Raw genomic sequence first — 13,990 nt, 5'->3', positions numbered from 1 at the left:
TTTTGGTATCAAATGATCCATTTTACATCAATTATATTTACCATTGTTCAGAGCGCTCCCTATTTTTGAAATAATCCTGCCAATAAACATTTATTTTACTGCCAATATTTAGGATAACGCATATAAAGTAAATGGCGACCAATAGGGCGAAAAGGCCTCCAAGGCTGCCGTAGAGCATGGTGTAACGGGAAGAATGGTCAACAAAGATGACGAAAATGCGAAAAACCATGAGCATTCCAACCGTGGCGAGAATGGCACCCGGAAGACTTTCTTTAAAGGAGCTTCTTTTTGTGGGTGCCAAGGTATAAATACAGTCCAGTAGCAAGATGGTAATCAATACGGCTAAACAAAAGGAAATCAGCTTTGTTAAAAAAGCACTGGCAATCGCCAGACCTAAAGCATTCAGGAGGTGGGTACTTACGTCACTGAGAAGGACATAGCTTGTCACGATAAAAATTAAAGCGATACCAAAAAGAAGGGTGATGGCAAAGGCTAAAAGCCAGATTTTAGGGAGGCTTCTCCGCTCTTCACAGCCATAGCTTTGATTAATACCAACCATAATGGCCCGGGCGGCCATGCTGGCAAAAATAAAGGTCAGTATGGGGAGCAGAACGTTATTGTCTTTAATATTATTCTCTAGTATTACAGTCAGATTGACCACATAATCGTAGGATAATTGGGGCAGATAGGCCCTTAAAAATTCAAAAAGATACTGATCGAAGTGGACAATAATCTTACCAACAAAGTTAATGAGGAAAAGAACCATGGGGAAGAAGGCCAACAAAAAATAGAAAGCCATCTGGGTGCAAACCCCTAAAAAGTCGGTATCATATAAATCATCAATGATATAAAGAACGGAATCTTTGATGGCTTCCAGATTAACGTTTTTTTTCATGGGAGATTCCTCCTGCATCTTCAAAATAAAGGTTCACTACACTGCCAAAGATCAGAACCAAGCTGATACAATAGATGACAATAATAAAGGAAAAGGGTCCTTCAAAAATAAGGGTTAAGCTATGAATATCAAAATAATTCTGAATAAAGCCATCATAAGAAAGGGTGACGCACAACCAGCCCAAGCTAACAAAGATACTACCGGGCAATGCACTTAGAAAAGAGAGGCGTTTGGGCGGCGCATACATATAAAGCAGGGTCAGGGTCAATGCCAGATAAGCGGCAATCAGAATGAGGGAAAAAAGGCGCCAATAACGAATGAGGAGTGTTCCAAGACTCATGTATTCAAAGGCAGAGGTTATGATTTTTTGGGTAAATAAATACAGGGCAATGAAAACCAAAAAGAGGGCAATGAAAAACAAGAGATAAACAAAGCCGAGTTCCCATAAGACTAAGTAATTCCGGGTTTCAGGGACGCCCATTACTTTGGTAATGGTGATGATGAGTGATCGGACAGCGGAGACCGAAAGATGAAGAATTAGAAACCCGAAAACAAGATTGCTCCAGGCAGAGGTTTGGGGACCATTGGCGTTGTGGCTGGCCGTTTCAATCAGTGGCATTAGAAAAGACGGCAACAGTGATTGAAGGGTATTTAATACCCGGTCATTTAAATCTGCGAAAAACCAATTCACTAAATTATAAACCAACATAACCAAGGGAATGAAGGCCAAAAGAACGGTATAGGATAGCTGTGCAGCATAATTTAACAGCCGATTCTCTTTAATTTGTCCAGAGACAAAAGTTAAAATATTTTTGAATTCATCCATGATGATGATACTCCTATGATGTAGTGTCTTTATTATAACACGTTTTCAATTCATGGAACAAGTCATTATTGAAAAGCGTTAAATTTAAAAAGACAAGGAATAAAAAGAAGCAGGCAGCCAATAATAATGGCGGCCTGCTGTCGGTATTTATTCAGCAATTGGCGTTGGTTCAGCGGAAGTAGATTCCGTGGGTGCTGTTTCGTTGACCGTCGTGGCACCATCAACGGCTGAGCCTTGTTTATTCACTATATCCTGCCAAGTGGTGGTTGTCCAATCAACAGTACTGCTATATCCTGTGATATTAACAATACGCTGACTGATTTCCTGGAGGGTATCGGAGGGAACATACGCACTATCCCCGTATAAATAGCCATGAAGGACTTTTGCGTTGTCTGCCAGGGTGGTCGGAATGACATAAGAGACCCCATCGATTAAATCAGTGGTATTGACGCTATCAAAGGGCAGTCGGCTATTAAGAATATTTTTGTTCTCAAGGGATAAAAACGCCTGGGCATAGGTGCTCATTTCCTGTAAGGTGAAAGAGGAGGTAACGTAAGGATAAACCTTACCCATTAAGTTGATGGCTGTCAACAGGTCAACATTCATGGCCTTTTCAGCAATTTGCTGAACCACCTCCCGCTGCCGCTCGGTTCGGCCGTAGTCACTGTCGCTATAGCGATTGCGGCAGAAGGCCAATGCCTGTACACCAGTGAGGTGCTGGATGCCGGTCCCCTCAATAAAGGGATCGGATTTTTTCACCTTGTCATTGACATCGTAGATGTACTGATTGGTCCAGTAAAGGACATCTTCACTGGAAATATTAACATCGACACCACCCAGGGCATCCACCGTATCCACCAGACAGTCAAAATTAACAACCACATAGTCACGAATATTTAAATCAAAGTTTTCATTCAGCGTTTGGACGGCCAGCTGTGCACCGCCGTAATCATAAGCGGCATTGATTTTTTCGTAGGAAACGTTTTTAGAATCTGTTTCTGGAATTCGAACCATTAAATCCCGCATCACTGAAATGATTTTCACATCTCCTGTTTCAAAGTTAATGCTAGCAATCATAATCGTGTCGGAGCGGTCGCCATCCACATCATCCCGGCCATCCACACCGAAAAGCGCAACATTCAAAATTTTTTCGTTGGAATCAAGGAGGCTGTTAATGCTGAGCTTAGAATCATCAATGCTCGCGCCTGAAATACTATTAAAGATACTAAAACCGTAGACAGCGGTACTGCCAATGACAACCATTAATAAGGCCAATATGATTGAAATGACTTTTTTCTTAAGGGTCATACAAAGTCCTTTCTGAATTCCTTGTTCTTTTCTTAAATAATTAGCTTTATAATAATAGCATAAAAAGATACAAAAAAGATACAATTTATTTTAAATTAAGAAAATTATTAGACAATAGGTCTTCTGTAAAGTATAATAATACCGGATTATTCGAAAATGTATCACAAGAAGGAGAACCATGAAAGTATTCATCACAGGGAGCAACGGCCAATTGGGCCGGGAGCTGTCACGGCAGCTTCAAGCAAAGTGTATTGATTATAGTGGATATGATATTCCAGAGTTGGATATTACCAACAAAGAACAGACTGCGGCGCTGATTCAAAAAGAAGCGCCGGATATTATCATTAATTGCGGCGCCATGACCAATGTTGATGGTTGTGAAAGCAATGGTGTTGGTGCAGAACGTGTTAATGCCGATGGACCAAAGAATTTAGCAGAAATCGCAAGGGATCTGGATCTGGTTTTGGTTCAGGTATCCACGGATTATGTTTTTGATGGCGAGGGAATCTCGGTTAATGGAGCGAAACGCCCCTATGAGGAAACAGATGCCATTGATCCCCAAACCGTTTATGGGGTGAGCAAGGCGCACGGTGAAGCCTATGTGTCAGAAATTACACCGAAGCATTTCATCGTTCGCACGGCGTGGTTGTATGGTGATGGTAATAATTTTGTGAAAACCATGTTGCGTTTAGCAGAAAGTCACGATCATATTACGGTAGTAGCAGACCAGATTGGGTCTCCTACCAGTACGGTGGACTTAGCAACAGCAATTTTGAACCTGATCGAAACAAAGGCTTATGGCACGTATCATGCTACCTGCGAAGGTCAATGCAGCTGGTATGATTTCGCCAAAAAGATTTTTGAGCTCTGTGACATTGATATCCAGGTGGATCCAGTGAGCTCTGAGGAATATGTCAGCCCGACACCGAGGCCGAAGTACTCCGTACTAAAAAACAAGGGACTCAGTGATTTGGGAATCAACACCTTCAGACCCTGGGAGGATGCTCTGGTCGAGTATCTGGACTGGCTGAAGAATAAGCAAATTTAAGGAGGAGAATATGAAAGGCATTATTTTAGCGGGGGGTTCTGGAACGCGATTATATCCCATTACCCGTTCGGTATCCAAGCAATTATTACCGATTTATGATAAACCGATGATTTACTATCCTTTATCCACCTTGATGTTAGCGGGGATTAAGGATATACTGATTATCTCAACACCAGTGGACCTGCCCATGTTTGAACGGTTGTTCGGGACAGGGGAAGAACTGGGATTGAAATTCACCTATAAGGTCCAGGAGGCCCCCAATGGTTTGGCCGAGGCCTTTATTATTGGTGAAGAATTCATTGGAGATGATAAAGTCGCTCTAGTTTTAGGGGATAATATTTTTTATGGACAGGGCTTTACCCAGTCTCTAAAGGCAGCATCCGAGCTTAAAAACGGAGCCATGGTCTTTGGGTATCCGGTTACTGATCCAGAACGCTACGGCGTGGTGGAATTTGCGGAGGATGGCAGTGTCATCTCCCTGGAGGAAAAGCCCGAAAAGCCTAAATCCAATTTTGCAGTGCCGGGGTTATATTTCTATGACAATGATGTCGTGGAAATCGCTAAAAACATTAAGCCATCTGCCCGGGGTGAGCTGGAAATCACAACAGTCAATGAAACTTATTTAAAACGCGGGGATTTGAAGGTAGAGCTGTTCAGTCGCGGTATGGCGTGGCTGGATACTGGCACTCACGACAGCCTGATCGAAGCCTCTAATTTTGTTGAAACCATCCAAAAACGCCAGGGACTCTATGTCTCCTGCGTTGAGGAAATAGCCTATAGCCGTGGTTTTATCGACGGAAAGCAGTTAGTAAAGTTGGCTGAGCCCATGAAAAAAACAGCCTATGGGCAGTATTTGTTGCGATTGGTTAAGGAAGAGGTATAATGGGAATCGAAGTTGTAAAAACAAAAATTGATGGTTTGGTCATTGTCAAGCCCCAGGTGTTTGGAGATGATCGGGGCTATTTTATGGAAACCTACAATCAAAAGGTTTTTGAGGATGCCGGACTTGATATGGTCTTTATCCAGGATAATGAGTCGAAGTCTAAAAAGGGTGTCCTTCGGGGGCTTCACTTCCAACGGAAGTTTTCCCAGGGGAAGCTTGTGCGCTGTACCCAGGGGGCTGTGTGGGATGTCGGCGTTGACCTGCGAAAGGGCTCTAAGACCTATGGACAATGGGAAGGCGTCACCTTGAGTGCGGATAATAAAACCATGTTTTACATCCCTGAAGGCTTTGCCCACGGCTTCGTGGTGCTCACTGACGAAGCAACCTTTAATTATAAATGTACAAACCTCTACGCTCCGGAATACGACGGTGGTATTCGTTGGAATGACCCCGATGTCGGGGTAGAATGGCCCATCGATGGGGTAGGGGAATTATTGTTATCAGACAAGGATCAAAAACAACCCTTTTTGAAGGAAATTAAAGATACTCTGGAATTTTAGAGAATGATAAAGGAGAATGTGTTGAAAACAGTTTTAGTTACAGGTGGTGCCGGATTCATTGGCTCCAATTTTGTCAAATATATGCTTGATCAGCATCCCGATTATTTAATTGTTAATCTGGACGCGCTCACCTATGCTGGGAATTTAGAAAATTTATCAGATATTGAAGAAAATCCAAATTATGTTTTTGTCAAGGGTGATATAGCAGATCGTGATTTTATCGCCACTTTATTTAGTGAGTACACCTTTGATTATATCGTGAACTTTGCAGCAGAATCCCATGTGGACCGCAGTATTGAGAATCCTGAAATTTTCGTGCAGACCAATATTCTGGGAACCCAGGTGCTTTTGGCAGCGGCCAAGGATGCCTGGCAGACTGGGAAAGATGCCGATGGCTATCCAACCTATAAGGATGACGTAAAATACCTTCAGGTCTCCACCGATGAAGTTTACGGCGCCCTTGGTAAGACTGGGATGTTTACAGAAACCACACCCATTCAGCCCAATAGTCCCTACTCTTCATCAAAAGCTGGTGCAGATTTATTGGTCCGTGCCTATCGGAACACCTTTAAATTCCCTATGAACATTACCCGTTGCTCCAATAACTATGGACCCTATCAGTTCCCGGAAAAGCTCATTCCACTGATGATTTCCAATGTGTTGGATTTGAAAAACCTCCCGATTTATGGGGATGGTATGCAGATTCGGGATTGGCTCCACGTCAAGGATCATTGCAGCGGTATCGATACCGTGCTTCATCAGGGGCGTTTAGGTGAAGTGTATAATATTGGTGGGAATAATGAAAAGGCCAATATTCAGATTGTCGATCTGATCTTAGAAAATGTGAAGGCGAAGCTGGATGCTGATTCTTACACGGGGATTACAGTTGACACATCTAAGATGAATGATGACCTAAAAATCCACGTGGAGGATCGCCTGGGCCATGACCGGCGTTATGCCATCGATAACACGAAGATTACCACCGAACTAGGATGGGAGCCCTCCTATACCTTCGAAGAAGGGATTGTTGAGACCATTGAATGGTACTTGAACAACCAAGACTGGGTCGCCCAGGTGAAATCCGGTGGGTATCAGGAATATTACGATAAGATGTATTCGAAGAAATAAGTAAGATACAATTAAATGATTGCTGCCGCTGGTCTTTGCAAAAAGTATATACAGCGGCAGCGTTATTTTTAGAAGGGATAATATGATTAAAGATTTTCTATCCTTTTTTAGGGATTTATATAAAAATCGAAAACTATTGATTCAGTTTTCAGTCAATGATTTTAAAGCAAAATATGCAGGCTCCTTTTTTGGAGTCTTTTGGGCGTTTTTCACACCGATGGTAACTATTGCTGTGTATTGGTTCGTATTTGAAAAAGGCATGAAGGCAGGGATGACAGACGGAAGTATCCCTTTCATTATTTATTTGGTTACGGGAATTATTGTATGGTTCTTTTTTTCGGACACTATATTATCAGCTACAAATTGTTTCCGAGATTATAGTTATCTTGTGAAAAAAGTCGTTTTTAACTTTAAAGTTCTTCCGACTGCTAAGTTATTGTCGAATCTTTATACACACATTTTTTTTATAGGGATAGCTTTTCTTTTGACAAGTCTTTATGGTTTTTACCCATCATTGTATAGCCTACAGATTTTATATTATTTGTTCTGTTTGATTGCTATCTTAACAGGAATTACTTGGATAACAGCTTCAATTCAGCCTTTCTTTTCAGATATTACAAACTTGATTGGAATTATTTTGCAAGTGTTGATGTGGGGAACACCTATTTTATGGAGTATAAATCAGTTTCCGAGTGAGTACCATTTATTGTTTAAGTTAAATCCACTAATGTATATAGTACAAGGATATCGTGAATCTTTTCTAAGCCAAGGTTGGTTTTGGCAGCACGGAGAAATGACAGTGTATTTTTGGATAGTTACTCTTGTCATGCTTTTATTGGGATCCTTAATTTACAATAAAATGAATCCACATTTTTCAGATGTGCTATAAAATGGAGTCAAGAAATGTCAAATGAAATTATAAGAGCTAGCCATATACAAAAAATATATCAATTATACAAAAAGCCAAAAGACCGATTGAAAGAAGCTTTTTCTTTAACTCGCAAAAATTATCATTCTGATTTTTACGCTTTACAGGATATTAATTTTACTATCAGAGAGGGAGAGTGCTTTGGTATTATTGGTAAAAATGGTTCCGGCAAATCAACATTATTAAAAATAATTACGGGAGTTTTATCGAAAACATCAGGCAATTTAGAAATTAATGGAAGAATATCTGCCCTCCTTGAGTTAGGAGCCGGTTTTAATCAGGAATACACAGGAATTGAAAATATCTATTTAAATGGAGATATTATGGGGTTTAGTCGGGAAGAGATTGCAGAAAAAGTACCGACTATTCTAGAATTTGCGGATATTGGGGATCATGTATATCAGCCCGTAAAAACTTATTCAAGCGGAATGTTTGTCAGATTGGCCTTTGCATTAGCTATCAATGTAGAGCCTGAAATTTTAATCGTAGATGAAGCACTGAGTGTTGGTGATGCTTTTTTTCAGTTGAAGTGTTATAAAAAGTTTGCAGAATTTAAAGAAAAAGGAAAGACGATTGTATTTGTAACCCATGATTTAAGTAGTGTCATTAAATATTGCGACCGCGTAATGGTTATCAACAACGGTGAGCAGGTTGCACTTGGATCTTCACGAGAAATGGTAGACTTGTACAAAAAGATTTTAGTTAATCAAAACGATAATGATGTAAGAGAACAAGAGCAAATAGTGGAGAAAAATTTGTCTTCAAATATTGCTCTGTCAAAAAAAATACTGGAGTATGGAACGAAGGATGCAGAGATTGTAGATATTCGCTTTGAGGATGCCCAAGGCAATGCTTGTCAGCAAATTGAAAAATTCAATGAAATCAGTTTTTGCTTTAAGGTAAAATTTCATAAAGAAATTCACAATCCTATTTTTGCGTTTACCATAAAGAATGTAAAAGGTTCAGAAATTTGTGGAACCAATAATATGTCGGAAAAAATGAATGGGTTTGTAGCATCTAGGGGGGATGTATACGAAATATCTTTTACTCAAAAGATTCCGCTTCAAAGCGGGTACTATTTTATTTCGTTAGGATGTACAGGTCTTGATCAATTAGGTAATCTAGTAGTATATCATCGCTTGTATGATGTTGCAGAAATATCAGTGATGTCTGATAAAACGACAGTAGGTTATTTTGATTTGGATTCAAAAGTAAGTATTCAAAAGAGTGTGGAAAGCAATTAAAAAATGAATAATATGGAAAAAATCCGAAAAATTTTTATAGCGAGTAAGATATGTGCACGCAAAGTTAAAAGGTATTCAAACAGAAAGAAAAAAGAATGGTCGCTTCGGAAGATTTACAGAGATCAAAGCTGCTGCAAAATAAAATTCTCAATTGTGATGCCTGTTTATAATGTGGAAATAAAATGGCTTAGTAAAGCAATTGAGTCAGTTCAAAGACAAATTTATCCTAATTGGGAACTATGTATTGTGAATGATTGTTCCACAAAGGAGGGGGTTGCAGAATTTCTGGAAACAATTATGTCAGATCGGATAAAAATCCGAAATCTTGATAAAAACGTGGGTATTTCGGAGGCAAGCAATATAGCAGCAAGTATGGCCGATGGAGATTATATTTTGCTCATGGATAATGATGATGAAATCACAATTGATGCTCTATATGAGTTTAAGAAAGCAGTAGATCAAGATAATCCAGATATAATCTATAGTGATCAAGATATGATCGATATAATGGGCCATAGAAGTAATCCCTTATGTAAACCAGATTGGTCCTATGATCTACTCCTTAGTCAGATGTATATGGGACATCTGGTTGGATTGAAGCGGACACTTTTCGAAAAGGTCGAAGGCTTTAAAAGCGAGTATAACGGAAGTCAAGATTATGATTTGATTTTAAGATCGATAGAAGAGACTACAAATATTTATCATATTCCTAAAATTCTTTACTCATGGCGAGCATTGCCTACATCAACTTCGGTCAACCCAAATGCCAAACCATATTCTCAGATTAGTGGCAAACAGGCGGTTCAAGATCATTTAAATCGAAAATATGGAATCGGGAAAGCAAGGGTTAATGAGCTGGATCGGTTTTTTATGTATGATGTTGAATATGAAATAGAAGGATATCCCCAAGTTGCAATTGTTATCCCTATGCGAGATCAAACGGAGATGACTCGAAATTGTATCAAGAGTATTATTGAAAAAACAACATACAAAAACTACGAGATACTTTTGATTAATAATCGATCTGAGGAAAAAACTACTGCTCAATATCTCTTTGAGTTACAAGAGTCATCACTTCCAGTTAAGGTTATTGACGCAAATATCCCATTTAATTGGTCGAAACTCAATAATATTGGCATAAAAAATAGTCAGGCCGATGTTTTTGTATTTTTAAATAATGATACAGAAGTTATTGAAGGAAGATGGTTAGAGCGTATGGTGGCAAAAGTAACTCAGGATGGAGTAGGTGTAGTTGGTGGTTTGTTATTGTATGAGGACAGGACAATACAACATGCAGGGGTTGTGGTTGGGATGAACGGATGGGCGGATCACGTATATAAAGGAGCACCGATTGAACATACAGGAACGCCATTTATTTCGCCATTACTTGTTCGGAATGTATCCAGTGTTACGGGTGCTTGTATGGCGATTAGCCGTCGTACCATTGAAAAAATTGGTCTCTTTAATGAACGTTTTCTCATCTGTGGCAGCGATGTTGAGTTATGCTTAAGAGCACTAGGAATGGGGTTGCGAAATATTGTGGATCCTATGGTGCGGCTCTATCATTTTGAGTCGAAGAGTAGAGATGCGTCAAATGTACCCAATTCTGATTTTAAACTATCCGACCATTTTTATGGGAAAATGCGAACTGAGGGGGATCCGTTTTTTAATGAGCAATTAGATTCCTTTTGTATGATTCCAACAAGGAGAAAAAACTGTTGAGTAAAATTGAAACAAAAATTGCGGAAATTAATCCATATCATTTTCGAAAGGGAATGTATCCAAGAAAAAGACTCAATATACTTTTACCGTCTATTAACCCAGAGCATGTGTTTGGTGGAATTGCAACAGCACTCAAGTTTTTTGATGTAGCGGCAAAATGTGGAGGGTTTGACAAAAGAATTATTTTAGTGGATGCAGAACCTTCAAAGGAAGCTGAAAAAAATTATAAGCAGGTTTACCGTTTTGTACAGTGTAAAGAAGAGTGTGATGATCGAAACCAAATCATTTCCTATGTTCATCGGGATCCTTATGGTATCCTAGTATCTCCCAATGACTTCTTTATTGAAACTGGATGGTGGACTGCCTATTGTCTGCAAGAGGCGTTAAATATTTTTTCATTGAATGGTGGGGAATACAAACATCCTATTATTTATCTTATCCAGGATTTTGAACCAGGTTTTTATCCTTGGTCCAGTAAATATGTGCTGGCAGATTCCACATATCGGGATAGACATAAACAGATTGCTGTTTTTAATTCATACCAATTGATGGATTTTTTTAAGGTAAGAAATTATGTTTTTGAGAAGGAATATTGTTTTGACCCGGTATTCAATAGCGGATTGCGTCAATATATTGAAAAAAAGAAGCGTAAAGAACAAGCTATAAAAAAGAAACAAATCTTAATTTATGGGCGTCCAGGAACGCCACGGAATGCTATGGAAATTATTGTACAGTCCTTAAAAATATGGGTTGGAAAACAAAGTGATATTCAATCTTGGATTATTTTATCTGCTGGAGAATCCTTTGAAGAAATTGATCTTGGGAAAAAGATGTTTTTAAAATCATTGGGAAAGCTAACTATTGATCAGTATGCAAAGTTGTTAGATGAATCTTATGCTGGTATCTCTTTAATGGTATCACCACATCCTAGTTATCCTCCTTTAGAGATGGCAACTTTCGGCGTCAGAACGCTCACTAATCAATTTGAGAATAAGGATTTAAGTAGCTTTAGTCCTTTTATTACATCTGTGCAAGTAAGACCGCAGGCTATCGCAAACCAACTAGAAGAGATTTGTTGTACATATAAGCCAGTGGTTGATGAGATACCAATTAATATGACTTATTATGAAAGTAGAGATGCATTTCCATTTATGCCAGAGTTGGTGAATTTATTGGAGGAGAAATCGTGGTAGAATTGATTGGTAATGTCAAAGTAGATTATTGTTTTTATTCAGGAAAAGATGATTATAGTGATGGAGATATTGAGAATGAAATCCTGGAAATAGTTAAGAATAATACGGAAGAGGAACTTGAGATTGTTATTGCGAAGGATAATCGTTGGCCGGTTCTGTACCATCTTTCTTTGGTCAGGCAAAATATTCTGGAGTGGTATCCTTTTGAAAAAAATGCTGAAATATTGGAGATTGGAGCAGGATGTGGTGCGATTACTGGAGTTTTGAGCAGAAAGGCCAGTGAAGTAACCTGTAATGAATTATCCAAACGGCGGTCTCTAATCAATGCATACCGAAATCAAGATTGTGAGAATATTAAAATATTGGTAGGGAATTTTAATGATGTATGCTTTGAAAAACAATACGATTATATCACTTTGATTGGGGTATTTGAATATGCACGATATTATACAGTAGGGGATAGTCCATATACAGATTTTCTGAAGCGTATAAAAAAATTATTGAAACCTCAGGGGAAAATCCTTATGGCTATTGAAAATAAATTCGGGCTTAAATATTGGGCAGGTGTGCGTGAAGACCATACAGGAGTGTTTTTTGATGGCATAGAAGGTTATCATGCTACGGACAGTAAGGTGAGGACTTTTTCAAAAATTGAGTTGGAAGACATTATTGTTAAAGCAGGGTTTTCTCATTGTGAGTTCTTTTACCCCCATCCCGATTATAAATTTCCAAGGATAATTTTTTCCGAAGATTGTCTTCCAAAAGAGGAGGACTTAACCTGTAGCTTAGACCAGTATGATAATAGTCGCATGTATTTGTTTAATGAGACAGCGGTTTATAAGAATATTTTGGCATCTAAAGTTTATCCGTTTTTTGCAAATTCATTTTTAATTGAAATTGGAGTTTAACATTGAAAAAAATATATTCTAAAATCACGAGAGAAAGAAAGCGACAATTTCAAACAGAGACGGCGATATTCATGGATAGTAAAGGAAAGAAAATTGTAATCAAACGAGCAATTCATAAAGAAGGCGAAGTCCATATTGCCAAAATGCTGGAGTATTATACACAGACAAACGAATTTGGAAAAAGTAACATAGCTGCATGTAAGGAAGTTAGTAATGGCATTGCTTTTGATTATATAGAGGGTATCAGCATCTATGAATTGATATTGAAAGCTCTGGAAGACGGAGATAAATTTGCAGTACTCCATATTTTGAAAGTTTACCTTGAGGTTTTTGAAAAAGTACATATGGAGACTGTTCCATTTCAAGTAGAAGATGGATTCACAGATCTCTTTGGAAATTTATTATTGGTGGACGAGTTGCCGGCCTCACGGATGGTCAACATTGATTTATCTTTTGATAATATTATGCAAAGGGAAAACGGGGAGATGGTCATTATTGACTATGAGTGGATCTGTGATTTTCTGGTACCTTTAGGCTTTGTCAAATATCGTGCTCTTAATGCATTACTAGCAAAGCACCATAATTTGGTAATGACCTTATTTGATAAGATCGAAGTCTATCAAATATTTGGAATCACAAGAGAAGAACAGCGAATCTATGCTAGTATGGAACAAGCTTTTTTAGATAAAGTATTGGGTGTAAATAGTTCAAGTGCTTTAAATTCATATAAGAAGAGTGTGATAGATATTCAAAGATTAGTAGATGGTGTAGAAGATCATTTGCAAGTATTTTATGATACAGGAAATGGGTTTAATGCTGAACAAAAAGAGACTTATGCCTATAAAGGAGAGGATAAAGAGATCGTATTGTCCATAGACTTGAAGAAAATCGATGGACTAAAATTATTACGTATTGATCCTGTGGAGAAGGCATCACTTATGGCGATAGAGTACGTAGAAATTGGAGATGAATTAGAAACAGCTTTCACTTTAGAATCATCTGATTGTTTATTAACTAATGGAACTAAGATTGAAGGAACACTATGGGCATTTGATACAGAGGATCCACAAATAATTATTGATTTAGGTGATACAATGGTCACTCGATTAGAATTAAGAATGAAGATTATATCGAGTGACTTATCTATAATTAAGCCTTATATTAATAGTCTGAAAAATTCAAATAAAAAGTACGCTGAAATTTGTATGCGGCAACAGAAAATTATTGATCAGCAGGACTACCAGTTGCGTCATTTTGGAAAACTTCTCGATATTGATCGTGTGGTGACAAGTTGCTATCGGAGATTGAAGGGAAGAAGAAAACGATAGTGAGAATTCTTTGAGAGGA

13 protein-coding genes are annotated in these 13,990 nt (G+C 38.5%); 10 read left to right on the top strand and 3 right to left on the bottom strand.

The features are described from left to right. Positions 1–37: 37 nt before the first annotated feature. The 3 genes from BLU30_RS03065 to BLU30_RS03055 form a co-directional block, all read right to left on the bottom strand. The gene (locus BLU30_RS03065) at positions 38–895 is read right to left on the bottom strand and encodes a YihY/virulence factor BrkB family protein (protein ID WP_176770808.1); all 858 of its coding nucleotides are present in this window, start codon (positions 893–895) and stop codon (positions 38–40) included. Beyond that, complete coding sequence (locus tag BLU30_RS03060) at positions 879–1,721, bottom strand: YihY/virulence factor BrkB family protein (RefSeq protein WP_090243345.1); 843 nt, start codon at positions 1,719–1,721, stop codon at positions 879–881. The genes BLU30_RS03065 and BLU30_RS03060 overlap by 17 nt, the downstream gene beginning before the upstream one ends. 147 nt (positions 1,722–1,868) lie before the next feature. Next, complete coding sequence (locus tag BLU30_RS03055; protein ID WP_090243343.1) at positions 1,869–3,029, bottom strand: LCP family protein; 1,161 nt, start codon at positions 3,027–3,029, stop codon at positions 1,869–1,871. Between the two features lie 178 nt (positions 3,030–3,207). Between BLU30_RS03055 and rfbD the strand changes: the two genes are divergently transcribed. The 10 genes from rfbD to BLU30_RS03005 all read left to right on the top strand — a co-directional run bounded on the left by rfbD (position 3,208) and on the right by BLU30_RS03005 (position 13,971). Continuing rightward, on the top strand, positions 3,208–4,077 hold the full coding sequence (gene rfbD, locus BLU30_RS03050) for a dTDP-4-dehydrorhamnose reductase (RefSeq protein WP_090243341.1): 870 nt from the start codon (positions 3,208–3,210) through the stop codon (positions 4,075–4,077). A 10-nt stretch (positions 4,078–4,087) separates the two neighbouring features. Continuing rightward, positions 4,088–4,960, top strand: a complete 873-nt coding sequence (gene rfbA / locus BLU30_RS03045) for a glucose-1-phosphate thymidylyltransferase RfbA (RefSeq protein WP_090243339.1) — start codon at positions 4,088–4,090, stop codon at positions 4,958–4,960. Then, positions 4,960–5,520: a dTDP-4-dehydrorhamnose 3,5-epimerase gene (gene rfbC / locus BLU30_RS03040; protein ID WP_422717889.1), complete on the top strand. Its 561-nt coding sequence runs from the start codon at positions 4,960–4,962 to the stop codon at positions 5,518–5,520. Before rfbA ends, rfbC begins: the two co-directional genes overlap by 1 nt. 21 nt (positions 5,521–5,541) lie before the next feature. Then, positions 5,542–6,648, top strand: a complete 1,107-nt coding sequence (gene rfbB / locus BLU30_RS03035) for a dTDP-glucose 4,6-dehydratase (protein WP_090243336.1) — start codon at positions 5,542–5,544, stop codon at positions 6,646–6,648. Between the two features lie 82 nt (positions 6,649–6,730). Continuing rightward, positions 6,731–7,537, top strand: a complete 807-nt coding sequence (locus BLU30_RS03030; RefSeq protein ID WP_090243334.1) for an ABC transporter permease — start codon at positions 6,731–6,733, stop codon at positions 7,535–7,537. A 14-nt stretch (positions 7,538–7,551) separates the two neighbouring features. After that, on the top strand, positions 7,552–8,820 hold the full coding sequence (locus BLU30_RS03025) for an ABC transporter ATP-binding protein (RefSeq protein WP_090243332.1): 1,269 nt from the start codon (positions 7,552–7,554) through the stop codon (positions 8,818–8,820). 3 nt (positions 8,821–8,823) lie between these two features. Then, a complete protein-coding gene (locus tag BLU30_RS03020; protein ID WP_090243331.1) occupies positions 8,824–10,542 on the top strand; it encodes a glycosyltransferase family 2 protein in 1,719 nt (572 codons plus the stop codon). Continuing rightward, positions 10,539–11,735 (top strand): rhamnosyltransferase WsaF family glycosyltransferase, encoded by a 1,197-nt coding sequence (locus BLU30_RS03015; protein WP_090243329.1) that lies wholly within the window; start codon positions 10,539–10,541, stop codon positions 11,733–11,735. The genes BLU30_RS03020 and BLU30_RS03015 overlap by 4 nt, the downstream gene beginning before the upstream one ends. Next, a complete protein-coding gene (locus BLU30_RS03010) occupies positions 11,729–12,643 on the top strand; it encodes an SAM-dependent methyltransferase (protein ID WP_090243327.1) in 915 nt (304 codons plus the stop codon). The genes BLU30_RS03015 and BLU30_RS03010 overlap by 7 nt, the downstream gene beginning before the upstream one ends. Before the next feature lie 2 nt (positions 12,644–12,645). Further along, a complete protein-coding gene (locus BLU30_RS03005; RefSeq protein ID WP_090243325.1) occupies positions 12,646–13,971 on the top strand; it encodes a hypothetical protein in 1,326 nt (441 codons plus the stop codon). The last annotated feature ends 19 nt before the right edge of the window (positions 13,972–13,990 follow it).

It is taken from the genome of Eubacterium barkeri (assembly GCF_900107125.1).
Lineage (GTDB): Bacteria > Bacillota > Clostridia > Eubacteriales > Eubacteriaceae > Eubacterium_O > Eubacterium_O barkeri.
This window is presented reverse-complemented; position numbering and strand designations above follow the sequence as displayed.